The 23,083-nt window shown below is 35.9% G+C and carries 21 protein-coding genes; 14 read left to right on the top strand and 7 right to left on the bottom strand.

Annotated elements, in window-relative coordinates; translation table 11 throughout:
• The first annotated feature begins 100 nt into the window (after nucleotides 1-100).
• The 7 genes from GXM17_RS14130 (at nucleotide 101) to GXM17_RS14100 (ending at nucleotide 8,768) form a co-directional block, all read left to right on the top strand.
• Nucleotides 101-2,536, top strand: a complete 2,436-nt coding sequence (locus GXM17_RS14130; RefSeq protein ID WP_163399971.1) for an arylsulfatase — start codon at nucleotides 101-103, stop codon at nucleotides 2,534-2,536.
• 92 nt (nucleotides 2,537-2,628) lie between these two features.
• Nucleotides 2,629-3,204, top strand: a complete 576-nt coding sequence (locus GXM17_RS14125; RefSeq protein ID WP_163399970.1) for a hypothetical protein — start codon at nucleotides 2,629-2,631, stop codon at nucleotides 3,202-3,204.
• 42 nt (nucleotides 3,205-3,246) lie between these two features.
• Nucleotides 3,247-4,464, top strand: coding sequence for an OprO/OprP family phosphate-selective porin (locus GXM17_RS14120; protein ID WP_163399969.1), 1,218 nt, complete (start codon nucleotides 3,247-3,249; stop codon nucleotides 4,462-4,464).
• A gap of 87 nt (nucleotides 4,465-4,551) precedes the next feature.
• Nucleotides 4,552-5,550: a DUF6515 family protein gene (locus tag GXM17_RS14115; RefSeq protein ID WP_163399968.1), complete on the top strand. Its 999-nt coding sequence runs from the start codon at nucleotides 4,552-4,554 to the stop codon at nucleotides 5,548-5,550.
• Nucleotides 5,551-5,647: 97 nt separating this feature from the next.
• A complete protein-coding gene (locus tag GXM17_RS14110; protein ID WP_163399967.1) occupies nucleotides 5,648-6,787 on the top strand; it encodes a formylglycine-generating enzyme family protein in 1,140 nt (379 codons plus the stop codon).
• A gap of 115 nt (nucleotides 6,788-6,902) precedes the next feature.
• A complete protein-coding gene (pepT, locus tag GXM17_RS14105) occupies nucleotides 6,903-8,180 on the top strand; it encodes a peptidase T (RefSeq protein ID WP_163399966.1) in 1,278 nt (425 codons plus the stop codon).
• Nucleotides 8,181-8,768 carry a YdeI/OmpD-associated family protein gene (locus GXM17_RS14100; protein WP_163399965.1) on the top strand — a complete coding sequence of 196 codons (588 nt, stop codon included), beginning with the start codon at nucleotides 8,181-8,183 and terminating at the stop codon, nucleotides 8,766-8,768.
• Nucleotides 8,769-9,038: 270 nt separating this feature from the next.
• On the opposite strand, the gene yajC is transcribed toward GXM17_RS14100, so the two are convergent.
• From yajC to GXM17_RS14085, 3 genes are all read right to left on the bottom strand, one after another.
• Nucleotides 9,039-9,317: a preprotein translocase subunit YajC gene (gene yajC / locus GXM17_RS14095; RefSeq protein ID WP_163399964.1), complete on the bottom strand. Its 279-nt coding sequence runs from the start codon at nucleotides 9,315-9,317 to the stop codon at nucleotides 9,039-9,041.
• A gap of 98 nt (nucleotides 9,318-9,415) precedes the next feature.
• Nucleotides 9,416-10,327 carry a transcription antitermination factor NusB gene (gene nusB, locus GXM17_RS14090; RefSeq protein WP_163399963.1) on the bottom strand — a complete coding sequence of 304 codons (912 nt, stop codon included), beginning with the start codon at nucleotides 10,325-10,327 and terminating at the stop codon, nucleotides 9,416-9,418.
• Between the two features lie 280 nt (nucleotides 10,328-10,607).
• Nucleotides 10,608-11,711, bottom strand: coding sequence for a Glu/Leu/Phe/Val family dehydrogenase (locus GXM17_RS14085; protein ID WP_163399962.1), 1,104 nt, complete (start codon nucleotides 11,709-11,711; stop codon nucleotides 10,608-10,610).
• 203 nt (nucleotides 11,712-11,914) lie between these two features.
• Between GXM17_RS14085 and GXM17_RS14080 the strand changes: the two genes are divergently transcribed.
• The 5 genes from GXM17_RS14080 (at nucleotide 11,915) to GXM17_RS14060 (ending at nucleotide 17,886) form a co-directional block, all read left to right on the top strand.
• Nucleotides 11,915-13,693: an ABC transporter ATP-binding protein gene (locus GXM17_RS14080; RefSeq protein ID WP_163399961.1), complete on the top strand. Its 1,779-nt coding sequence runs from the start codon at nucleotides 11,915-11,917 to the stop codon at nucleotides 13,691-13,693.
• A 67-nt stretch (nucleotides 13,694-13,760) separates the two neighbouring features.
• Nucleotides 13,761-14,129, top strand: coding sequence for a PUR family DNA/RNA-binding protein (locus GXM17_RS14075; protein WP_163400033.1), 369 nt, complete (start codon nucleotides 13,761-13,763; stop codon nucleotides 14,127-14,129).
• An 85-nt stretch (nucleotides 14,130-14,214) separates the two neighbouring features.
• Entirely contained in the window at nucleotides 14,215-16,479 is a 2,265-nt protein-coding gene (locus tag GXM17_RS14070; protein ID WP_163399960.1) for a glycoside hydrolase family 3 N-terminal domain-containing protein, read from the top strand.
• A 9-nt stretch (nucleotides 16,480-16,488) separates the two neighbouring features.
• Nucleotides 16,489-17,319 carry an alpha/beta hydrolase gene (locus GXM17_RS14065; protein ID WP_163399959.1) on the top strand — a complete coding sequence of 277 codons (831 nt, stop codon included), beginning with the start codon at nucleotides 16,489-16,491 and terminating at the stop codon, nucleotides 17,317-17,319.
• A 21-nt stretch (nucleotides 17,320-17,340) separates the two neighbouring features.
• Entirely contained in the window at nucleotides 17,341-17,886 is a 546-nt protein-coding gene (locus tag GXM17_RS14060) for an RBBP9/YdeN family alpha/beta hydrolase (protein ID WP_163399958.1), read from the top strand.
• 118 nt (nucleotides 17,887-18,004) lie between these two features.
• Here GXM17_RS14060 and GXM17_RS14055 read toward each other — a convergent pair whose 3' ends face one another.
• Nucleotides 18,005-18,340: a tRNA-binding protein gene (locus GXM17_RS14055; protein WP_163399957.1), complete on the bottom strand. Its 336-nt coding sequence runs from the start codon at nucleotides 18,338-18,340 to the stop codon at nucleotides 18,005-18,007.
• 129 nt (nucleotides 18,341-18,469) lie between these two features.
• Here GXM17_RS14055 and GXM17_RS14050 point away from each other — a divergent pair, with 129 nt between their 5' ends.
• Together GXM17_RS14050 and GXM17_RS14045 are read left to right on the top strand one after the other, a co-directional pair.
• Nucleotides 18,470-19,363 carry an alpha/beta fold hydrolase gene (locus GXM17_RS14050; RefSeq protein WP_163399956.1) on the top strand — a complete coding sequence of 298 codons (894 nt, stop codon included), beginning with the start codon at nucleotides 18,470-18,472 and terminating at the stop codon, nucleotides 19,361-19,363.
• Between the two features lie 120 nt (nucleotides 19,364-19,483).
• The gene (locus GXM17_RS14045; RefSeq protein ID WP_163399955.1) at nucleotides 19,484-20,038 is read left to right on the top strand and encodes a thioredoxin family protein; all 555 of its coding nucleotides are present in this window, start codon (nucleotides 19,484-19,486) and stop codon (nucleotides 20,036-20,038) included.
• Nucleotides 20,039-20,398: 360 nt separating this feature from the next.
• Here the strand turns inward: GXM17_RS14045 and GXM17_RS14040 are convergent, their stop codons facing one another.
• From GXM17_RS14040 to GXM17_RS14030, 3 genes are all read right to left on the bottom strand, one after another.
• A complete protein-coding gene (locus GXM17_RS14040; RefSeq protein WP_163399954.1) occupies nucleotides 20,399-21,331 on the bottom strand; it encodes a peptidylprolyl isomerase in 933 nt (310 codons plus the stop codon).
• A 60-nt stretch (nucleotides 21,332-21,391) separates the two neighbouring features.
• Nucleotides 21,392-22,558 carry an MFS transporter gene (locus GXM17_RS14035; protein ID WP_163399953.1) on the bottom strand — a complete coding sequence of 389 codons (1,167 nt, stop codon included), beginning with the start codon at nucleotides 22,556-22,558 and terminating at the stop codon, nucleotides 21,392-21,394.
• Between the two features lie 100 nt (nucleotides 22,559-22,658).
• Nucleotides 22,659-23,009, bottom strand: coding sequence for a cupin domain-containing protein (locus tag GXM17_RS14030; protein WP_163399952.1), 351 nt, complete (start codon nucleotides 23,007-23,009; stop codon nucleotides 22,659-22,661).
• Between the last annotated feature and the right edge of the window lie 74 nt (nucleotides 23,010-23,083).

Below are 23,083 nucleotides of genomic sequence, written 5' to 3'. Positions count from 1 at the left end.
TAGTATCTGCTTTTGGCCTCGTTTTATCTTTTATTCTCTAATTTTGAAAGACTTAACTTTTTATTCAGGATTTTTTTATTTAAATGCTTAATCCATTACCATGAAAAAAAATAACTTAAATTACAAGAATTTTATTATGACTTTGTCTTTATTACTGTCTCTTGGATTAGTTTCAAAAATAGCTGCACAAGCAGACCCGAGGGAGGATGTAAAAAAGAATTTCAAGGGAGTCATTGAACTGGACATTCGAAATTCTAAATCGGATTGGAGCGCCTACACCCGAAAATCGGCTCCCGATGGAGCACCTAACGTATTATTTATTTTATACGATGACACCGGACAGGCAGCATGGTCTCCTTATGGCGGAGCTATTAACATGCCAACTTTGCAGAAAATTGCTGATAACGGAGTAACTTATACCCAATGGCATACCACAGCATTGTGTTCTCCTACCCGATCTACTTTGTTAACTGGACGCAATCACCACTTAAACGGTATGGCTTCTATTACCGAAACTGCAGATGGTTTCCCTGGCGCTAACGGACAAATCCCTGCACAGTGTGCTACAATTGGGCAAGTGTTACAACAAGCTGGCTGGAGTACGTTTTGGATTGGTAAAAACCACAACGTACCAGAACAAGATGTATCTTCCGGAGGTTCCAAAGCACAATGGCCAACGCAAATGGGCTTTGATCGCTATTATGGATTCTTAGGAGGAGAAACCAATCAATGGTACCCTGATTTAGTAGAAGACAACCATTTTATTGAGGCGCCTTACAGTCCGGAAGAAGGCTATCACTTATCCAAAGATTTGGCGGATAAAGCTATTGAATATATTAAGGATCAAAAAGCTACAAACCCTTCAAAACCTTGGTATATGTGGTATTGTCCCGGAGCTAATCATGCACCACACCACGCACCGGAAGAATATATTGCAAAATATAAAGGAAAATTTGATGCTGGATATGATGCTTACCGAGAGTGGGTTTTGCCTAGAATGATTTCAAAAGGTATTTTGCCGGCAGGAACAAAAAACACTAATTTCAACTTCTTGCCTCCAAATATATCTAATCCAGCCGATTATGTTAAACCATGGAATAAGTTAAGTGCTGACGAGAAAAAATTATTCACTAAACTAGCTGAAGTATATGCCGGCTTCTCAGAATATACCGATGCACAAGTAGGCCGTGTAATTGATTATTTAGAAAAAACAGGTCAGCTTGAAAATACTGTTGTTATGTATGCTGCCGATAATGGCGCTTCAGGCGAAGGCTCTCCTACAGGATCTGTAAACGAGAATAAGTTCTTTAACGGATATCCTGATGAATTGGCAGAAAACTTAAAATACATTGACAAATTAGGTGGTCCGGACACCTATGAGCACTACCCTACCGGATGGGCTGCTGCATTCTCAGCCCCTTATAAAATGTTCAAACGTTACAGTAATTATGCAGGAGGAACGTGTGATCCTTTAATTATTTCCTGGCCTAAAGGAATCAAAGCCAGAGGCGAAGTACGTAATCAATACCACCACTCTACAGATATTGTTCCAACCATTTTAGACATCTGTGGTTTAGAAATGCCAAAAACATTTAATAATGTGCCGCAATACCCATTATCTGGAGTTTCCATGAAATATTCTTTTGATGCAAAACCTGATGGCCCAACTCAAAAGAAAATTCAGTACTATACTATGTTAGGAACCAGAGCAATTTGGAAAGATGGCTGGAAAGCAGTAGCGGTTCATGCTCCATTAACCGGAACTGGTAAATTTGACAAAGATGTTTGGGAGTTGTATAATGTAGATGTAGATAGAGCTGAAGCAAATAATTTAGCTAAAAAGAATCCGGAAAAATTAAAAGAATTAGTAGATGCATGGTTTGCTGAAGCTGACAAAAATTTAGTTTTACCATTAGATGACCGTTCGGCTATGGAGATTATCGGTGCAGAACGCCCTTCTCAGGAAAAACCAAAAACACGTTATATTTACTACCCTGGTACTGCTGCAGTTCCTGAAGGTGTTGCGGTAAATGTTCGTGGGCGCTCTTATAAAATTGTGGGTGATGTAGATATTAAATCGGGAGCTTCAGGTGTAATTTTTGCACACGGATCCCGTTTTGGCGGACATTCGTTATTCATCAAAGACAACAAATTGTACTATGTGTATAATTTCTTAGGAATTCAGCCTGAACAAACATTTGTATCATCATCAACATTAACTCCGGGCAAACATGCTCTTGGTTTTGAATTTGTAAGAGAAAAAACCGGAGAACACGGAGAACAAATTGGTACCGGACATTTATTCATTGATGGTAAAGAAGTTGCCAAAGGTCCTATGAAAACACAACCGGGCAAATTCACCCTGTCCGGAGACGGTCTTTGTGTTGGCTTTGATAGTGGTGATGCGGTGAGCAGCCAATATAAAACACCAGGAACCTTTAAAGGTGGTGAAATCCTTGGTGTGGGTGTTGACATTAGCGAACAAAGCTATGAAGATATTAACAAAGAAGCTATGAGAATTATGAAAAGAGAGTAATTTCATAAAAACAATAAAATGGGGTATTTATAATCAGTAAAACGGTCATTAAATACCCTTTTTTAATTCCTTTTATTAAAAACAACTTCACCATGTTCAGTATTGACATCAAGAAAGCACTATTTTATATAACAGCTGTCTTTTATTTAATATTTCAAAACAAAATTACCGCTCAGGAAATTGAAAGATCATTTAGTCCACATCACCAAATTGGCATTTCAATAAATCATGCCCATGTTTTTGAAGGAAGAAATGATGAGGGACAGCGCGAAGTTCTTAGCCTTCCTGCCTGGGGGTTAGATTATACACTTCAATTTCATGAAAAATGGGCTATTGGTCTTCATACCGATTTTATAATTGAAAAATTTAAAGTCGAAAAAGTCTATGCCAACGATGATGAAAACGAAATTATTGAAAGAAGCTACCCTATAGCTCCTGCACTAATGGGAATTTACAAACCAAATGAATCCTGGAGCTTTCTTTTGGGATTTGGAGGTGAATTTGCCAGAGAAGAGGATTTTTTTTTAACCCGTGCCGGAGTAGAATATGGTTATGAACTTCCAAAAGGCTGGGAAATTTTCGGTACTGTAAGTTATGATTTTAAGTGGAATGCTTATGATAGCTGGGGAATGGGTTTAGGAATCGCTAAAAGCTTTGGAGGAAAATAGAAATATAAAAGCAGTAAGATAATCATACAATCAGGAAAGCTTATGTTTAACGCACAAGAAATAATTCACACTAAAATTTTTCTTTTGCTTGTATTTTTTCTAATCAGTTTAAGAGGAATATCACAACAGGAAAAAGACACCTCTAAATTGATGGATGTTCGTTATGGAAGTAAAGGCATTGAATTACAGACCAGAGATAAAAAATTCCTGTTTCAGTTGCAAAGCAGATTACAATTTCGTTTTTCTACTCCTTACGATACAGATCCCCTAACTTATGATGATTATAGTCAGGATGCAAAAACTACTTTTAAAATAAACCGGGCCAGACTAAAAGTTGGGGGTCATGCATTTGAACCCTGGCTAAAATATTATTGGGAATATGAATTAAGTCAGTCCAATTTACTTGATTTTAGAATAATGATTGAAAAATGGGAATGGCTGAGTTTTAAAGTTGGCCAATGGAAAACCGAATTTACACGTGAACGTTTTATTAGTAGCGGCGAGCAGCAAATGGCTGAAAGATCACTTATTAACCGTCCTTTTACGGTTGACAGAGAATTAGGTGCTGAAGTTTATGGTCATTTAAAAGGAAAAGGGATCGCCGATTTTAACTATTGGTTTGCTGCCTTAACAGGAACTGGTAGAGGAAGCACTTCAAATGATGACAATCATCTCATGTATTTTGGAAGAATGCAATGGAATTTTTTAGGAAGATTTCTTGATTTTGAAGGTTGTGATTTGGAATTTCATGAAAAACCAACCCCAATTATTGCCTTTTCAGCAATAACAAACAGAAGCCCTTACACCCGATTTTCTCAAGCCGGAGGCGGTTCTTTAGACGGGTTTGAAGATGGTCTGCCGGGTCAGTACAGAGTAAACCAATGGAATCTGGAAACTGCTTTTATGTATCGTGGTTTTTCCTGGCAAAGCGAATTGCATAATAAAGAAATCATCGATAAAATAAGCAACAATAGCACCACTATAATGAAAGGTTATTATGTTCAGGCAGGTTATTTCTTTCACAACGCCTTTGAGTGGTGGCCAGAACATTTAGAAATGGCAGGAAGGCATGCAGCTTATCGTCCTGACAATTCAATAAGAGAAAACCTTCAGGAAGAAACAACAATTACTTTTAACTGGTTTTTCAAAGGACATAAAAATAAACTTACCTCAGAGGTATCTTATTTTAGTTTTCAGGACAAAACATTGCCATTAGAACAAGGTTGGCGATTTAGAATACAATGGGACATTTCATTATAAGCTAAGAGAAATCTATAACGAAATTTCGTTAAATTTCAATAAGAAATCCTTTTTTTTTAATAACTTTATAAAACTAAAATTCTGAAAATGAAAAACATAAGCACAACACTTAGAAAAACGATCTGTATGCTTTTTGTCGGATCACTTTTTATGATTTCAATAGATAGTTATGCGCAACGTGGACGAGGCGGTTTTCATGGAGCTGGTGGCGGTGGCGCCAGACCTGCAACACATTCCAGACCAGCTGCACAATCAAGACCAGCCGTAAAATCAAGACCAGCTGCACAATCAAGGCCTGCAAACCACAATTCTGTTGCAACCCGACCAGGTTCTAAGAATTCAGGAACTAAGATAAATAAGCCTGCTAAAGGAAATTCTAATATTGGAAAGAAAAACATAACCAATAACAGAAATTCAAATACTGTAAACAGAAATAAAGTAGGCAATAAAAACACCAAAATAAGCGGTAATACAGTAAATAGAAATAAAAACAATGTCAATATTAATGTTAACAATAGTGTTCATGTCCGCAACAATCGTAACACAGTTGTAAGACCTGGCCCAAGACCTTATGTTCGCCCGCCTTACATACATGGGGGGTACAGATATAATTCTTACCATCCATACTATCCACGTCCTTACAGACCTTTTTATTGGGGACCTGTTTGGCATCCCTGGGGCTTTTTTGTAGCAACACTTGCAACCACGGCTATTATTGTAAGTGTAGAAAACAATAAATATCATTATGACCAGGGCGTTTGGTACACTTCAACAAATGGAGGTTACACAGCTGTTCCTGCACCAGTTGGAGGTACAGTAAACAATATTCCAAGCGGAGCTGAAACAGTAAATACCGGAACAGTAAACAATTATTATTATGGAGGAACATACTACGAAAAAGACGGAGGCAAATATACCGTTGTGGCTCCAACAGCAGGAACAGTTGTTGATAATTTACCTGAAGGTGGCGAAGAAGTAACCATTGGTGATGTAAAATATGTAAAGTTTGGCGAAACTTATTATCAGCCGGTAAAAGTCGATGGAAAGGATAAATATGAAGTTGTTTCGGTTGAAAAAGAAAGCTAAAAATACACTATAAATTCTATAAAATAAATAGAATTCATAACATTCTTTTTTATATTTTTATTGTCCTCTTAACAATATTGCATTTAAAACTAACAGAATGAAAAATAAAACCTTTTGGATTTTCGGTATACTTACAATATCCATTATTTCAATTGCATTTGGTTACACTAAATTAGTTCATAAACCTAAAAAAGAAACTGTAATACAGGAATGTCATAATACTCCGGTCACAACTGAAGCGAATGCATTTAAACCAACTATTGAAAACAAAACTAAACCTGCCGGAAAAGCTCCCGAAGGCATGGTATGGATTCCCGGCGGAGAATTTTCAATGGGTTCTAATATTGAAGATGAAAGTTTATGCAGTATAAAAGGCGTTACAAAAGATGCAGCCCCTATTCATCGCGTTTATGTTGATGGTTATTATATGGACGAAACTGAAGTAACGAACGAAGAATTTGAGAAGTTTGTAAAAGCGACAGGATACGTAACAGTGGCAGAACAAAAACCAACTAAAGAGGAGTTTCCAACTGCAAACGAAGAAGATTTGATAACAGGTTCTGTCGTCTTTACCCCAACATCATCAGCAGTCAACCTGAATAATTTTCTTCAGTGGTGGCGTTACGAACCAGGCGCTGACTGGAGGCATCCGGAAGGTCCGCAAAGTTCGATCAAAGGAAAAGAAAAATATCCGGTAGTACATGTCGTTTACGAAGATGCTGAAGCTTACGCAAAATGGGCAGGAAAAAGACTTCCAACAGAAGCAGAATGGGAATTTGCAGCACGAGGAGGTAAATCAGGAAATCTGTACGCGTGGGGAAATAACTTAAAACCAAACGGAAAATATCAGGCCAATATTTATCAGGGACATTTCCCTATAAAAGATGGCGATACCGGTGAAGACGGATTTAAAGGAATCGCTCCAACAAAGCAATACGCGCCAAATGCTTATGGTTTGTACGATATTGCAGGAAATGTATGGGAATGGGTACATGACTGGTACAGTGTTGATTACTACAACTCATTAGCAGAAAGTGGAAAAACAGTAAGAAATCCTCAGGGTCCTGATGCTTATTATGATCCAGGCGATCCTTCTGAAGTAAAACGTGTACACCGTGGCGGTTCATTTTTATGTACCGATCAATATTGTACCCGATACATGGTCGGAACCAGAGGAAAAGGCGAAATTAGATCTGCTGCTAACCATGTTGGTTTTAGATGCGTAAAAAGTAAATAACAAACTTAAAATACCTTAAGGGATTCTTTACAGAGTCCCTTTTTTTATGAATTCAGATATTGAGAGCTAAATTTTACGGCAGGTTTTTTTCTATATTTGCTAAAAATTTAAAAAAATGCAACACATCATAGATCGCTTTATCAGTTATGTAACAATTGATACCGAATCAGACCCAAATTCACAAACAACACCAAGTACAGAAAAACAATGGAATCTTGCCAATAAATTAGTTGAAGAACTAAAAAGGATTGGCCTGGAAGATGTTTCTATAGACGACAAAGCATATATTATGGCAACCCTGCCAAGCAATGTTGAGCATGAAGTACCAACCATTGGATTTGTTTCCCATTTTGACACTTCTCCGGATTTTAGCGGAGCGAATGTAAAACCGCAAATAGTTGAAAATTACGACGGAAAAGATATTGTTCTGAATGCGGAAAAAAACATCATTTTATCTCCAAATTACTTCAAGGATTTATTGCAGTATAAAGGTCAGACCATCATCACAACTGATGGAACAACTTTGCTGGGAGCTGATGATAAAGCCGGAATTACTGAAATTGTTTCAGCAATGGAATATCTGATTCAGCATCCGGAAATTAAACACGGAAAAATCAGGATTGGTTTTACTCCTGATGAAGAAATCGGCCGAGGAGCGCATCATTTTGATGTTGAAAAATTCGGAGCACAATGGGCTTACACCATGGACGGTAGCCAGATTGGTGAACTGGAATATGAAAACTTTAATGCTGCCGGAGCCAAAATTACCTTCAAAGGAAAAAGCGTTCACCCTGGGTATGCCAAAGGAAAAATGATCAATTCGATGCTGATTGCAAATGATTTCATCAACGAACTTCCAAAAGGAGAAACACCACAGGAAACCAGAGGTTATGAAGGTTTTTTCCATGTTCATCATATAAAAGGAACAATTGAAGAAACTGTTTTAGAATTGATTATCCGCGACCATAACAGAAAAAAATTCGAAAAACGAAAAGAATTAATTGAAAAGATTGCCAAAAAATTCAATAAAAAATTCGCTAAGCAATATGGCGAAGATATTGTAATTACTGAAGTTAAAGATCAGTATTATAACATGAAAGAAAAAGTGCTTCCTGTAAAACATATTGTCGATATTGCAGAGAAAGCAATGCGTGAACTGAATATCAAACCAATCATCAAACCGATTCGCGGAGGAACAGACGGTTCTCAATTATCGTATATGGGATTACCTTGTCCAAACATTTTCGCAGGCGGTCACAACTTTCACGGGAAATACGAATATGTTCCTGCAGAGAGCATTCAAAAAGCAACTGACGTGATTGTAAAAATTGCGGAACTTACTGCGATTCCGGGAATTTTTAATGCTCATGAAAAAACTAAAAGAAAAAGATAATTGGAATCGAAATCCGAAAATAAAGGCATTTGGAAATACGGAGATCAATGGGAGGAAGAATTACTTTTCCTAAAATCGATCATTGACAAAACCGGACTGACCGAAACCACAAAATGGGGCGGCCAGGTTTATGTTTATGAAAAGAAAAACGTAATCGGTCTTGGCGGATTTAAAGATTATTTTGCCATTTGGTTTTTCAACGGAGTTTTCCTGAAAGACGAAAAAAAGAAACTGATAAATGCTCAGGAGAATCTAACAAAATCTCTGCGTCAATGGCGTTTTACTTCGAAAGATGAAGTCAATGAAAATGAAGTATTAGAATACATTCAAGAGGCTATTGAAAACGAGAAACAGGGAAAAGTCATCAAGCCTTCCAAAAAAGAGGTAATAGTTTCTGAGCTTCTGGAAAAAGAAATGACACAAAACCCAGCCTTAAAAGAAGCTTTCGCTAAGTTTTCTCCTTACAAGCAATATGAGTTTTTAGAATATATTGAATCGGCTAAGCAGGAAAAAACTAAACTATCCAGAATAGAAAAAGTGATTCCGATGATATTAGGAAATGTGGGGTTGAATGATAAATACAGATAAAATTTAGAAATTCCAAGATTGAAATTTCAAATTCCAAACTTATACGAAGCCTTTATCAAAGTTATAAACTGATAAAGGTTTTGTTTTTTTGTCATTCTGAGGAACGAGGAATTTCCGCGAAAAACTCTACAAAGATTGTCGATATAGATTGCGGAGCTACTTACGAAGATTCCTCGTTCCTCGGAATGACAAAATCGAGCACAAAAAAATCCCAAACTCCAGTTTTAAAATTGGAATTTGGGATTTAATATTTTTAAAATTTTGAAAAACTTATGCTTTTTTAGCATTCAGAGAAGCACTCATTTCCATAGAGATAGCAGAACGCTCTAATTTCAATTTTCCTGACATTGTTTCGATTACAACTGTAGTTTCTGCAAGCTCTACAACTTTACCATGGAAACCACTTTTAGTAATTATTTTGTCGCCTACTTTTAGGCTGTTTTCAAATTCTTTTTCGTTTTTTGCTCTTTTTTGCTGTGGTCTGATCATGAAGAAATAGATTACCACAAACATTAAAAGAAATGGCGCAAATTGACCTAATTGTCCCATAATTAAATTCTGTTTTTGATTTATATTTAAAAATATTGTTTTTTTTGCTCTTTGACTCCGCTCAGAGTGACATTGGAATTTATTATTTTATTTTCAAATTACATTAATCCTCTTCCAACCTTAACCATCTTTTTATTAGCGGTAAGTTCTTTAACAAGGTTATCTAAAATTCCGTTGATAAAAATACTGCTTTTTGGTGTAGAATACTCTTTCGCAATTTCTAAATATTCGTTCAGCGTTACTTTTACCGGAATGGAAGGAAATTTCAAAAATTCGCAAATGGCCATTTTTAAAATAATTGTATCTATTTCTGCAATTCTTTCGCTATCCCAGTTTGGTGTTTTATCATCGTATTCTTTTGCTAAAACGGCTTCATTTAAAACGGTACGTCTGAACAAATCTTTAGCAAAATCCTTATCTTCAACATCCTTGTACAATTTCGGAACCCTGAAGTCATCCGGATCTTCTGTTTTGATTGCTTTCAACTGCTTTACGATATGTGTATTTACAACCGGAATATCATCAACCCAAGTCAGTTTATCGTCTTCCAGATACTCGTACAGTTTTTCATTAGGAACAATAACATTTTCAAACAAATCAATTACAAATTGCCTGTCTTCCTCAAATGTATTCACATTATTGCCCATGTACTTTTTGTAAATGTCACTTGCTTTAATATCATTTAAAAGTAAAATGATATAATCATCGTTTAAAGACCAGTTGTTGATTTTACGATTTTCTAAAGCAATGCTAAGAGAGTTGCTTTCTGCCAAAAGCTGAAAAATTTTGTTTTTGATAAATTTTTCGTTAGGATTACGTTCTGCTGCAGTTGCAAGATGTTTTTTGCTTGAAAGATGTAAAAAAACAGCTTCTTTTTTGCAAATTTCAATCAGTGAAGAAAGCATTATAAGATATAAATCCTGAATATTATCGATGCTGTAAAAAAGAAATTTTTCTTCTTTTTCCAGATTATCAGAACCGCTTTGATGCATTGCATAAATGGATTGCATGACTTTAACGCGTAAGTGTCTTCTATTTACCACCTTGTAAGAACTTTTAAAAATTAGTCTGCAAAAATATAACTTTTGAAGCGTATTTTAAAATTATATATATTAAAAAAACGTTTATTTCGGGAAGGCGTAGAGAAAGTATTCTGTATTCAATTATTTTAGTTTTCTGTTATTGAAAACAAAAAGTCTCAATTCAGTAAAACTAAAATGAGACTTTTTTTCATTATAAATCTTTAAATATCAACTCACGAACTGAACAAGAGCAAACAATGACCACTAATTACTTAGCGTTCTCGATTTTTCTCTGATCGATACGGTCCTGAGCAATTGTAAGGGCTGCTTTATGCGTAGTTAAGCCATTTTTTGCAGCAAAATCGATAATTTCTAAAGTTGTGTTGTAGATATTTTCGGTTTTACTCATAATTTCAGCTTTTCCATAGTGCGCTAATTCTGCATAAACATTGATGATTCCACCTGCGTTGATTAAGAAATCAGGAGCATATAAAATTCCTCTTTCCTGTAATCTGGCACCGTGAACGTTTTCATCTGCTAATTGATTGTTGGCAGCACCCGCAATCACTTTTGCCTTGATTTTTTCAATCGTAGCGTCATTGATTGTTGCTCCCATTGCACATGGTGCATAGATATCAACATCAGCCGTATATAAATCTTGTCCTGTATAAATTGAAGCGTTGTATTTTTGAGCAACCTGATATAGTTTTTCTTCGTTAATATCAGTGATTACAACCTGTGCTCCTTCTTTCGTTAAATATTCAACCAAAGTTTCCCCCACGTGTCCGATTCCCTGAACTAAAACCTTTTTACCGTCTAAAACATCAGAACCAAACTGACTTTTAGCAGCAGCTTTCATTCCTAAATAAACACCATAAGCTGTAACAGGTGAAGGATTTCCTGAACCGCCTCTTTCTTCGGAAATACCCGTAACATAAGGCGTAACATCCCTAACAGTATCCATGTCTTTTGTTTCCATTCCAACATCTTCAGCTGTAATGTATCTTCCGCTTAAAGAATGGACAAATTCACCAAACTTGCGCATCAGCTCAGGCGTTTTCTGCGTTTTAGCATCACCCATAATAACCGCTTTACCTCCTCCAATATTAAGTCCGGTAATGGCAGATTTATAAGTCATCCCTCTTGAAAGCCTTAAAACATCGTTGAGAGCTTCCCATTCAGTAGCATAATTCCACATTCTCGTACCTCCTAAAGCCGGTCCCATAACCGAATTATGAATACCAATAATTGCTTTTAAACCTGTATCTTTGTCATTGCAAAATACAATTTGTTCGTGATCGTTAAAAGATAACTGACCAAAAACAGGATCTATTTTTTGAAGTTCCTTTCCAGTTGCGAAAGTTGCATCCATAGCGCTAATGTTATTTAGTTAAAATTATGAATTCGTCAAAAAGACAACTCAAACATACATAAAAAATGAATATGCGCTAATTTTTAAACTTTAAATTAATAATTTTACAATATAATTGTTTTGAGTAAATTGCAATTTATTATACTTTTAATTCATAATAATTCAAAATTTTAAATCAATTCAACATCACATTTCTTAAAAAAATGAAAGAATTAAGCTATTTAAACAAATATTTCATTAAGTACAAATACAGTTTTTCTTTTGGGATTTTAATCACTATAATCGCACAAATATTTTTCTTATTCACTCCAAAGCTGGTTAGCCAGTCTTTTGATACAATTGAAAAATTCTTAAAATTATCAGATGCAGATCAACAATCTTCAATAATTATTGGATATTACAAGCAGGATTTAGTTCATAATGTACTGTTAATCATAGGAAGCGCAATTGTGGCAGGATTCTTAACTTTTTTAATGCGTCAGACTTTAATAGTAATGTCGCGTCATATTGAATTTGATTTAAAAAATGAGGTTTTCAGCCAGTACCAGAACCTTTCCCAGAATTTCTACAAACAAAACAGAACCGGCGATTTGATGAACCGTATCAGCGAAGATGTTTCAAAAGTCCGTATGTATGTTGGACCTGCTGTAATGTACACGATCAACACCTTTATACGTTTTACGATTGTTATTATATATATGTATAACGTTTCGCCGCTTTTGACTTTATACACTCTTCTCCCCCTGCCTGTTTTGTCTTATTGTATTTTTAAGTTGAGTTCAGAAATCAACAAACGAAGCACTACTTTCCAGCAATATCTTTCAAAAGTTTCCAGTTTTACGCAGGAGATATTTTCCGGAATCAGGGTTATCAAGGCTTACTCGTTAGAAAATCAGCACCAGAACAACATGATTGCCTTGTCTGACGAAAGCAAAAGCAAAAGTTTAAGTCTGGCGAGAGTGCAATCACTTTTTGGCCCTTTGATGATTGCCCTTATCGGAATCAGTAATCTGGTTGTAATCTATTTTGGAGGGGTTATGTACATCAACGGAAGTATCCCAAATATAGGAACCATTGCCGAATTTATTTTATACGTCAATATGCTTACATGGCCTGTTGCTTCTTTAGGGTGGGTTTCATCAATGGTACAGGAGGCAGAAGCTTCTCAAAAACGTTTGAATGAATTCCTTAAAATTGAACCTGAAATCAAAAATACCAATCTGGGTTCATCCGATATACAAGGATCGATTGCTTTTGAAAATGTTAGTTTTACTTATCAGGACACTAATATTGAAGCTTTAAAAAATGTAACGTTCTCAGTCAAAAAAGGTGAAACACTGGCTATTTTAGGAAAAACCGGTTCCGGAAAATCAACTATACTATCTTTAATTTCACGTTTATACGATGTAACCGAAGGAAAAATTACGATTGACGGCAATGAAATCAGCACTTTAAATTTAAATGACTTAAGAAACCACATCGGAATTGTTCCTCAGGATGCCTTTTTGTTTTCGGATACTATTAAAAATAATATCAAATTCGGCAATCAGAATGCAACCGATGAAGAAGTAATTGAGGCAGCAAAAAATGCAGTGGTTCATGACAACATTATCGCTTTTAATAAACAATATGACACCATTTTAGGTGAAAGAGGCATCACGCTTTCGGGCGGACAAAAACAGCGTGTTTCTATTGCCAGGGCGATTATTAAAGATCCTGCCATTTTACTTTTTGACGACTGCCTTTCAGCAGTTGATACCGAAACCGAAGAAACTATTTTGAATAATTTATTTGAAATCTGCAAAAACAAAACGACCATAATCGTAAGTCATCGTGTATCGTCTGCAAAAAATGCTGACAAAATTATTATATTAGAAGACGGGCAAATCATTCAACAAGGTTCTCATAATCAATTAATAAATCAGGAAGGCTACTATTCAGCATTATATTTAAAACAACTTTCGGAAAAAGAATTACTTTAAATGTTGCGTAATAGATAATTTTTTATGATTTTTGAGTACTATTAATTCCAAAATGATAGAACGTATTATGAGAGAAAACGACATGTTAGAAAAAGAAGAGATTTTTTCTAAAGTATTACGAGCAGGAAGAAGAACTTATTTCTTTGATGTGAGAGCTACAAAAGCTGACGATTATTATATCACGATTACTGAAAGCAAAAAATTTACTGAAGAGGATGGTTCTTTTCATTTTAAAAAACACAAAATCTATTTGTATAAGGAAGATTTTAGCTCATTCGCTGAAATTTTAGACGAAATGACTTCTTATGTATTAAACCACAAAGGTGAAGAAGTAATATCTGAAAGACATCAAAAAGATTTTAAAAAAGAATACAGCTCTGATAAAACTGAAGGGCAAAGATCAAGCTTTACAGATATCGATTTTGACGATATTTAATATAATATAACTTTCCAAAAGTACGAGTCCAATATGCTTTGCATTTTGGACTTTTTTTATATATTTAAATCAAAAACCACTAACCTTGAAAACATTAACCACAAGATTGCTTTATTGTTTATTATTTCCTCTCTGGATAAACACAGTTTCGTATAGCCAAAAATCAGATTTAAATATTGAGAAAAAGATAGACAAAGTCATAAAAGGAATGACTTTAGAACAAAAAATCGGTCAGGCGTGCCTGAAAGGAACTTCCAGCCGTAGTAAAGGATTGTCTGAAGAACTTAAAAAAGAAGTCCGAATGGGATTGGTTGGAGCCATTTTAAACCTTACCGATCCTGATCTCGTTCTTCAAATACAAAAAATTGCTGTTGAGGAAAGCCCGACACACATTCCGTTATTATTCGGCAGAGATGTTATTCACGGATACAAAACCATTTTCCCAATTCCCTTAGGATTAGCTGCATCATGGGACATGGAACTGGTCGAAAAAACATCAAAAATTGCGGCTAATGAATCCTATTCAAGATGTATCAGCTGGACATTTGCCCCGATGGTCGATATTGCCAGAGATGCCCGCTGGGGAAGAATCGCTGAATCTCCGGGTGAAGATCCTTTATTGGCATCCAGATTAGGAACTGCATACATCAGAGGATTTCAGGGAGATGACCCTTCTGTTCCCGGGCAGATATTGGCCTGTGCAAAACATTTTGCAGCTTATGGTGCTGCAGAAGGAGGCAGAGACTACAACACCGTAAGTATGTCTGAATCCTTACTTCGAAATGTGTATCTGAAACCTTTTGAGTCGGCAGCAAAAGCAGGTGCAGCAACTTTCATGAGTTCTTTTAATGACCTTAACGGAATTCCGGCTTCAGGGAACAGTTTTTTACTGAAAAAAATTTTACGTGAAGAATGGAAATATGAAGGTTTTGTAGTGAGCGACTGGAATTCGGTTACTGAGATGATTCCACATGGTTTTGCAGCCGATGAAAAAGACGCCGCGCTTAAATCTGCTTCAGCCGGACTGGATATGGAAATGACAAGTTTATCTTATGCGAATCATTTGAAAATTCTAATTGCTGAAAAAAAAATTTCTGAAAAACAATTAGACGAAATGGTTCGTAATATTTTGAGAATAAAATTCAGAGCAGGCATATTTGAAAACCCTTATTTTAAAGATCGTGAAAAGTTTTCACTTCTAAATACCGATGCCTTAACAGTTGCCAAAACTGCTGCTGCCAAAAGCTGTGTTTTATTAAAAAATGAAAACTCAGTTTTACCATTAAAACCCAATCAAAAAATTGCTGTAATCGGACCTTTGGCAGATGCTCCCAGAGAACAATTGGGTACTTGGATTTTCGATGGAAATAAGGAAGATTCCCAAACCCCACTTAAAGCTTTACAAAATAGTTTTGGAGAAAATAATGTATTTTATGCTTCCGGACTTTCACATAGCCGCTCATTATCTGAAGAAGGATTTACATCCGCAATGACAGCAGCTAAAAAATCAGATGTCATTTTGTTTTTCGCAGGAGAAGAAGCCATTCTTTCAGGGGAAGCACATTCACGGGCAAATATCAATTTACCCGGTTTACAAGAGAAATTAATATCCGAATTACAAAAAACCGGGAAACCAATCGTATTAATCGTAATGGCAGGAAGGCCGATAACTCTGGGAGCCGTTTTACCAAAAGTCAATGCATTCATTATGGCCTGGCATCCAGGAACCATGGCAGGTCCCACAATTTCAGATATATTAATGGGGCTGGTAAACCCATCAGGAAAACTGCCCGTAACCTGGCCAAAAGAAGCAGGCCAGATTCCTGTTTATTACAATCATCCAAACACAGGAAGACCAGCTGATCCACAAACTTTTGTTGCAATTCAGGATATTCCTGTCGAAGCCTGGCAAAGTTCTTTAGGAAACAATTCGCATTATCTGGATGCAGGTTACAAGCCACAGTTTCCTTTTGGATTTGGATTGAGTTACACCACTTTCTCCTATAATGATTTAAAAATCGAGAAAAAAATCTTAAAAAATAATAACACCGAAAAGTTAAACGTTTCTGCTATTATTACCAATACAGGCAACCATACAGGAACCGAAACTGTTCAATTATACGTTCGTGATATTACAGGAAGTATTGTCAGACCTGTCAGAGAGCTTAAAGATTTTGTACAAATCGAATTAAAGCCTAAAGAATCTAAAACAGTAAACTTTTCAATTCCTGTTTCAGACCTTGCTTTTTATAATGATAAAATGGAACTGAAAACAGAACCGGGTGATTTTAAAGTCTGGATTGCTTCCCATGCTGAAAATGGACTGGAAGGTGATTTTAAAATTGAATAACTAATGTATATGAAAAAGCTAGCATTTTTACTTAGTTTGCTTATTGTTGGATTTTCTACTTTTGCTCAGAAATCAGAATATGAGATAAAACAAAATATTCAATATTATACTGCAGCAGCCAATAAATCTGATTCCTATATCAATGAAAGATGTGTTTTAGATATTTATTATCCAAAAAACACTAAGGATTTTGCCACCATAGTCTGGTTTCACGGAGGCGGATTAACCGGCGGAAGCAAAGAAATTCCGGAGGCGTTAAAAAATAAAGGTTTTGCAATTATTGCGGTTAATTACAGATTATCTCCAAAAGTAAAAGCAGCAAAATGTATTGAAGATGCGGCAGCAGCTATCGCCTGGGCTTTTAATAACATTGCGGGCTATGGAGGTGATACATCCTCAATTTTTGTTTCAGGACATTCTGCAGGAGCTTATCTTACATTAATGACTGGTTTGGATAAAAAATGGCTGCAAAAAGAAAGCATTGATGCCAATAAAATCGCAGGATTAATTCCGTTTAGCAGTCAATGCATCACACATTTTGAAATCAGACGAGAAAACGGAATTCCCGAAAAACAATCCACAATTGATACTTTTGCCCCTTTATTTCATGTTCGTTCAGATGCTGCTCCTGTTTTGTTAATTACCGGAGATCGCGAATTAGAAATGTTGGGACGTTATGAAGAAAACGCATACATGGAAAGGATGATGAAACTTGTTGGGCATAAGCAAACAAAACTTTTTGAACTGGATGGATACGGCCATGGCATGACCGAACCCGGTTTTCCATTACTGGTGAACGAAGTAAACCGAGTTGTAAAAGAAAAACAGCCTAAAAAATAATTATTAAAAAAATCCACGGCAATGGAGACTCAACTATTAATTCTACCGGGACTCGGAAATTCCGGTGAAAAACACTGGCAGACCTTTTGGCACGAAAAATTCAAAAATTCAATTCGGCTGATTCAGGACGACTGGGAGGAGCCTGTTCGGGAAGACTGGATTACACGCTTAAATGAAGAAGTTTCAAAACTTGAAAATCCAACGATTTTAGTTGCACACAGTCTCGCAGTTTCTTTGGTATTACATTGGGCAGAAACCAATTCAAACAAAAATATAATCGGTGCTTTATTAGTGGCTCCCGCAGATGTTGATTCACCGGAGCACACACCAGATGTTGTTCGAAATTTTTCACCAATGCCACTTTATCAATTGCCTTTTCCTTCAATAGTTGTCGCGAGCGAAAATGATCCTTACGCTTCTTTTGAAAGAAAACAGTATTTTGCAAAAATGTGGGGCAGCGATTTTGTAAATGTGGGGCAGCAAGGACACATCAACTCTGATTCTGATTTAAAATACTGGGAAGAAGGTCAGGCGATTTTACAGCAATTGATTGAAAAAATTAGATAAAAGTGATCAGTAATCAGAATTTTAGTATTCAGCTTAAAAACTAACCTTTATTTGTCGAAATTTAAAACTGAATACTAAAAAAGTGATCACTGTATACTACGGTTTTGAATACTAACCTTTATCCTATTCTGAGACCATTTTCTATTTTAAAATCGGGAGCTAATAAAATAACGTCTCCCTCCTCGCCTACAGCACCCAGTACCAGGCATTCACTCATAAATTTCCCTATTTGTTTTTTAGGAAAATTTACAACAGCCACAATTTGCCGATTCAGCAGATCTTGCTTTTGGTATCGTTTTGTAATTTGTGCCGATGATTTTCGAATACCAATTTCGCAACCAAAATCAATCGTAAGCTGATAGGCCGGTTTTCTTGCTTCAGGAAAATCATTTACATCGACTATGGTTCCAATACGCATGTCGGTTCTTTCAAATTCACTCCAGGTTAAATCCACTTTTTTTTCTTATAAGATTTGCAAACCTATTAATTTTGTAATTAAATGACACTAATTCTATAAACGTTTTTTGACGTTTGCTTTTAATTTTACAAATCAAATTATTTAAGTCAACATAAAAAATGTATAATGGAAAATAGTATCATAAATGCCAGTCCGACTCTTAGAGATTCCGAATTTGATATCCAACTTCAAAACACCGATAAATATATTGAAACTGCCCAGAATGTAAAACTTTATGTGAAAGATTACGGAAAAGGTAAGCCCGTTCTTTTAGTGCACGGATGGCCGCTTTCGGGTGATATGTGGGAATACCAAATTGAATTTTTAGTTCAGAATAACTTTAGGGTTATCACATATGATCGCCGTGGTTTTGGAAAATCTTCGCAGCCGTGGGATGGTTATGATTATGATACCATGACGGATGATTTAAAAGAAATTATCGAACAGCTTCAATTAGAAAATGTGACTCTAGTTGGTTTTTCTATGGGAGGTGGTGAAGTAGTACGCTATTTTAGCCGTCATGGAGGAAAAGGCGTTACAAAAGCAGCCTTAATTTCATCCATTATTCCTTTTCTTCTAAAAACAGATGACAATCCTGAAGGTCGCCCAAAAGAAAAAGGTGAAGCAACCGCAGCCGCAATCAGAGAGGACAGAATAGGATTTCTTGAAAATTTTGGGAAGACTTTTTTTGGAGTCAATATAATCAACAAACCATTAAGTACACCTTTATTGGAGTATTACAGAAATCTGTGTGCTGCAGCTTCTCCAAGAGCAACACTAAAATGCGCAGAATCTCTATCGAATACCGATTTCAGAGATGAGCTACACACTATAAAAGTTCCAACACTGATTATTCATGGAGATGACGATAAAAATGTTCCAATAGAAGTGAGCTCACAGAAAACTGCTGAAGCTATACCCAACAGTACTTTTATAGTCTATGAAGGAGCTCCTCATGGTTTATTTTACACAGAAAAAGACCGATTGAATCAGGATTTGCTCAACTTTCTAAATTCCTAAAAAATTAATTTTATATCCAAAGAACTTTACTTGTACGTAAAACTTCTTTGGATATATTTTACAGTAGTACACATTCTTTTAAGAATTATAAGTTATTTTTGACCAACTAATTCTTAGAAAATGGCACGAACACCTTCAAATATGATTCCTCTTGGAACTATTGCTCCAGACTTCATTCTAAAAGATACTAATTCAAATAATGAATTTTCTTTTGAGGATTTAAAAGGACCAAAGGGCACGCTTGTCATTTTTATGTGCAACCACTGCCCATTTGTACTTCATGTTATTAACGAAATCGTGATGATTGCCAATGATTATCGGGTTCAGGGAATTGGGATTATTGCAATTTCCAGCAATGATTTTGAAAAATATCCTGAGGACTCCCCTGAAAAGATGACTGAATTTGCTTTGAAAAACAGAATTGATTTTCCGTATTTATTTGATGAAACACAGGAAGTTGCAAAAGCTTATGATGCAGCCTGTACACCCGATTTTTATTTATTTGACAGCCAAAACCGTTTGTTTTACAGAGGTCAGTTAGATGATTCGAGACCCGGAAACGGAATACCGTTAAGCGGAAACGATCTACGAAGCGCCATTGATGCTTTGATTTATAACAGAAGCTTAAATGAAATTCAAAAACCAAGCATAGGCTGTAACATTAAATGGAAATAAACTACTAAATTGTTTTGCCTTCTTTAGCAAATGTACAAGAAAGAAAAACATCATTTTGACACCTTTAAGCGTTGCTGTTATTGGGTTTAAAGAAAACGATCAGGTAAACTGGGAATTTCCTGCCTGAATAAAAACATTAAAAATAATTGAAGTAAATAATACTAATAGCATCCAGTTATTAATTTTTAAAACACCTCATGCATGAAGGTGTTTTTTATATTCAAAATATTTTAGTAATAGTTTCATTTACAATTACTTCATCACTTTCTACAGTTATAAATGAATATAATTTGTTTAGAAAAAACATAAAAAATCCCATCCGGAAAACGAATGGGAAATTTTTAAATAATAAAATATATTTTATTTTACATCCATTAATTCTACGTCAAAAATAAGAGTTGCATGCGGAGGAATTACACCACCAGCACCGCCTGGTCCATACGCTAAATCTGATGGTATTACAAAACGGGCTTTGTCTCCAACCTGCAATAAAGCAATCCCTTCATCCCATCCTTCGATAACCTGGCCCATTCCTAATTTAAATTCGATTGGTTTTTTTCTAGGGTAAGAAGAATCAAAAACTTTTCCGTTTTCTAATGAGCCTTCGTAATGTACAGAAACTGTTTTTCCGGCTTCTGCTTTTTTACCGTCTCCTTTTTGAATCATTTTATAACGCAAACCGCTTTCTGTTTTATCAAAACCGGCAGCTAACTGTTCCATTTTTGCCTCAGATTCAGCTTTTAAAGCCGCTTCACGTTTTAGACGGGCACCTTTTAAACCAACAAAAGCCTCTATAGCGTTCCATTTTTGAGCTTCTTCACCTACTCTGATAATCTCTAATGTTTCAAGAGCATCACCCTGAGCAACTGCATCTACAACATCCTGACCTTCTACAACATGTCCAAAAACAGAATGCTTATTATCTAACCATGGAGTTGGGACGTGCGTGATAAAAAATTGAGATCCGTTACTCCCTGGTCCTGAATTGGCCATAGACAATATCCCTGGACGATCATGTTTTAAGCTTGGGTGAAATTCATCATCAAATTTGTATCCCGGATCTCCCATTCCTGATCCTTTAGGACAGCCACCCTGAATCATAAAATCTGGAATAACTCTGTGAAAAGTTAAACCGTCATAGAATTTTTGCCCCTGAGGCTTTACTCTGTTTTCCATATTTCCTTCTGCAAGCGCTACAAAATTCCCTACGGTTCCTGGTGCTAACTCATGTGCTAATTTTACTAAAATTGAACCTTTACTAGTGTTGAATTTAGCGTATATTCCGTTTTCCATTGTTGTGATTTTTTAATTGAACGCAAATTTACAAATTAATTTTTTATCAGTTTGTGCTTTCTATTTTTTAGATTTTGCTTTATAAGTAAGTCCGTAAACAGTTAATGACAATATCGACAAGCCAACACATCCGATAGTTACCGCGTGCCATCTGCCTAATTTCCATAGTAACAAACCATAAGCTGATCCGGCGGCTGTCCCTAAAAAGCTGAAGGACATAAAAACCGTATTTAATCGGTTTCTCGCTTCAGGAAGCAATGAATAAACCCTTGTTTGATTTGAAATATGAACACCCTGGATACCGATATCAATAAATACAATTCCAATGGCTATTCCGATAACGCTTTCTATAGAAAAATAAAAAACCAAAAAGCTGATCAGTATTAACAGACAGCCATAACCAACTGCGACTCTTGAGCCTCCTTTGTCTCCCATTTTTCCAACTAATGGTGCTGCCAAAGCCCCTGAAGCACCCACAATTCCAAACAAACCAATCGAAGCACTGCTAAAATGAAAAGGTTCTCCCGAAAGCAGTAAAACCATAGTGGTCCAGAAAGCACCAAACTGCGCAAAACTGAATACATTGATAGCAGTTGCTTCGCGCAAAACCGGCTGGGATTTTATAAGTGTAAAAAGAGACTGAATTAATTGGCCATAAGAACCCTGAAACTGAGGTTTATTGACAGGAAACTTATTCTGAATTACAAAAAAGATCAACAGGCAAATTCCGGCAGCGATGTAAAACATCGACCTCCAGCCCAAAATCTGGCCAATAAAACCACTTAAAGTTCTGGAAAGTAATATCCCCACCAATAAGCCGCTCATTATAGTACCAATAACTTTTCCGCGTTGTTCATGGGTACTTAATGATGCTGCCAAAGGTAAAATAAGCTGTGGCACTATTGAAGTAATCCCGATAAGCAGGGAAGCAATTTGTAATATAAGGAAACTTTTTGCAGTAGCAGCAATTAGCAGTGCAATTACTGAAGCAAAAGTGGTGATTAAGATTTGCTTCTTTCGTTCTATTTTATCGCCTAATGGAACCATAAAAAACAAGCCTATAGCATAGCCAGCCTGCGTGAGATAAGTTATTGTCCCTGCATTCGCTTCAGGGATTTTAAATTCGTTTGCAATTAAAACAATTAAAGGCTGGCAGTAATACAGATTTGCAACTATGAGTCCGGTGCAGGCTGCCATAAACAGGACATTCGTTTTGGATAAATTCATTTTGCAAAAATACCATTCTAATTTCTATCCCAATTTTAAAAAATGTATAAATTTTCAATGTTCTGACGTAATCAGATTGGCATTTTGATAATCGTATTGATTACTGTTTCATGAAGTCTTCTCGCATTGGGCTAAATACGTCCGTCAGCATTCCTTCCTCTAAACACAAAACGCCATGAATTGCATGAGGCGGAATATAAAAACTATCCCCTTCTTTGAGCGTTTTTGTAACTCCGTTTATGGTAACATCAAACTTTCCTTTTGCTACATAAGTAACCTGCGTATGGTAATGTTCATGCAAAGCACCTATTGCGCCTTTTTCGAAATATACATTTACCAGCATAACGCGGTTGTCAAAAGCTAAAATTTTACGCTTTATACCTTCTCCAACCATTTCCCACTGAATTTCCTCTCCAAAAAGAAACTCTTTACTTGCAACAGAATTTTCCATATTATTGTAATTTATGATGCAAAAATAAACCATTTTGATGAGTTTATTATTATTGAAATGAAACAGCTTGTTAT

This window comes from Flavobacterium fluviatile, from assembly GCF_010645065.1.
In the GTDB taxonomy this organism is placed as follows: Bacteria; Bacteroidota; Bacteroidia; order Flavobacteriales; family Flavobacteriaceae; genus Flavobacterium; species Flavobacterium fluviatile.
This window is presented reverse-complemented; position numbering and strand designations above follow the sequence as displayed.

What these genes read in the sequence shown, in the direction of transcription:
- GXM17_RS14130 (WP_163399971.1), top strand. Translation starts at nt 101, where the DNA reads ATGAAAAAAAATAACTTAAATTACAAGAATTTTATTATGACTTTGTCT.
- GXM17_RS14125 (WP_163399970.1), top strand. Translation starts at nt 2,629, where the DNA reads ATGTTCAGTATTGACATCAAGAAAGCACTATTTTATATAACAGCTGTC.
- GXM17_RS14120 (WP_163399969.1), top strand. Translation starts at nt 3,247, where the DNA reads ATGTTTAACGCACAAGAAATAATTCACACTAAAATTTTTCTTTTGCTT.
- GXM17_RS14115 (WP_163399968.1), top strand. Translation starts at nt 4,552, where the DNA reads ATGAAAAACATAAGCACAACACTTAGAAAAACGATCTGTATGCTTTTT.
- GXM17_RS14110 (WP_163399967.1), top strand. Translation starts at nt 5,648, where the DNA reads ATGAAAAATAAAACCTTTTGGATTTTCGGTATACTTACAATATCCATT.
- pepT (WP_163399966.1), top strand. Translation starts at nt 6,903, where the DNA reads ATGCAACACATCATAGATCGCTTTATCAGTTATGTAACAATTGATACC.
- yajC (WP_163399964.1), bottom strand. Translation starts at nt 9,317, where the DNA reads ATGGGACAATTAGGTCAATTTGCGCCATTTCTTTTAATGTTTGTGGTA.
- nusB (WP_163399963.1), bottom strand. Translation starts at nt 10,327, where the DNA reads ATGCAATCCATTTATGCAATGCATCAAAGCGGTTCTGATAATCTGGAA.
- GXM17_RS14085 (WP_163399962.1), bottom strand. Translation starts at nt 11,711, where the DNA reads ATGGATGCAACTTTCGCAACTGGAAAGGAACTTCAAAAAATAGATCCT.
- GXM17_RS14080 (WP_163399961.1), top strand. Translation starts at nt 11,915, where the DNA reads ATGAAAGAATTAAGCTATTTAAACAAATATTTCATTAAGTACAAATAC.
- GXM17_RS14075 (WP_163400033.1), top strand. Translation starts at nt 13,761, where the DNA reads ATGAGAGAAAACGACATGTTAGAAAAAGAAGAGATTTTTTCTAAAGTA.
- GXM17_RS14065 (WP_163399959.1), top strand. Translation starts at nt 16,489, where the DNA reads ATGAAAAAGCTAGCATTTTTACTTAGTTTGCTTATTGTTGGATTTTCT.
- GXM17_RS14060 (WP_163399958.1), top strand. Translation starts at nt 17,341, where the DNA reads ATGGAGACTCAACTATTAATTCTACCGGGACTCGGAAATTCCGGTGAA.
- GXM17_RS14050 (WP_163399956.1), top strand. Translation starts at nt 18,470, where the DNA reads ATGGAAAATAGTATCATAAATGCCAGTCCGACTCTTAGAGATTCCGAA.
- GXM17_RS14045 (WP_163399955.1), top strand. Translation starts at nt 19,484, where the DNA reads ATGGCACGAACACCTTCAAATATGATTCCTCTTGGAACTATTGCTCCA.
- GXM17_RS14040 (WP_163399954.1), bottom strand. Translation starts at nt 21,331, where the DNA reads ATGGAAAACGGAATATACGCTAAATTCAACACTAGTAAAGGTTCAATT.
- GXM17_RS14035 (WP_163399953.1), bottom strand. Translation starts at nt 22,558, where the DNA reads ATGAATTTATCCAAAACGAATGTCCTGTTTATGGCAGCCTGCACCGGA.
- GXM17_RS14030 (WP_163399952.1), bottom strand. Translation starts at nt 23,009, where the DNA reads ATGGAAAATTCTGTTGCAAGTAAAGAGTTTCTTTTTGGAGAGGAAATT.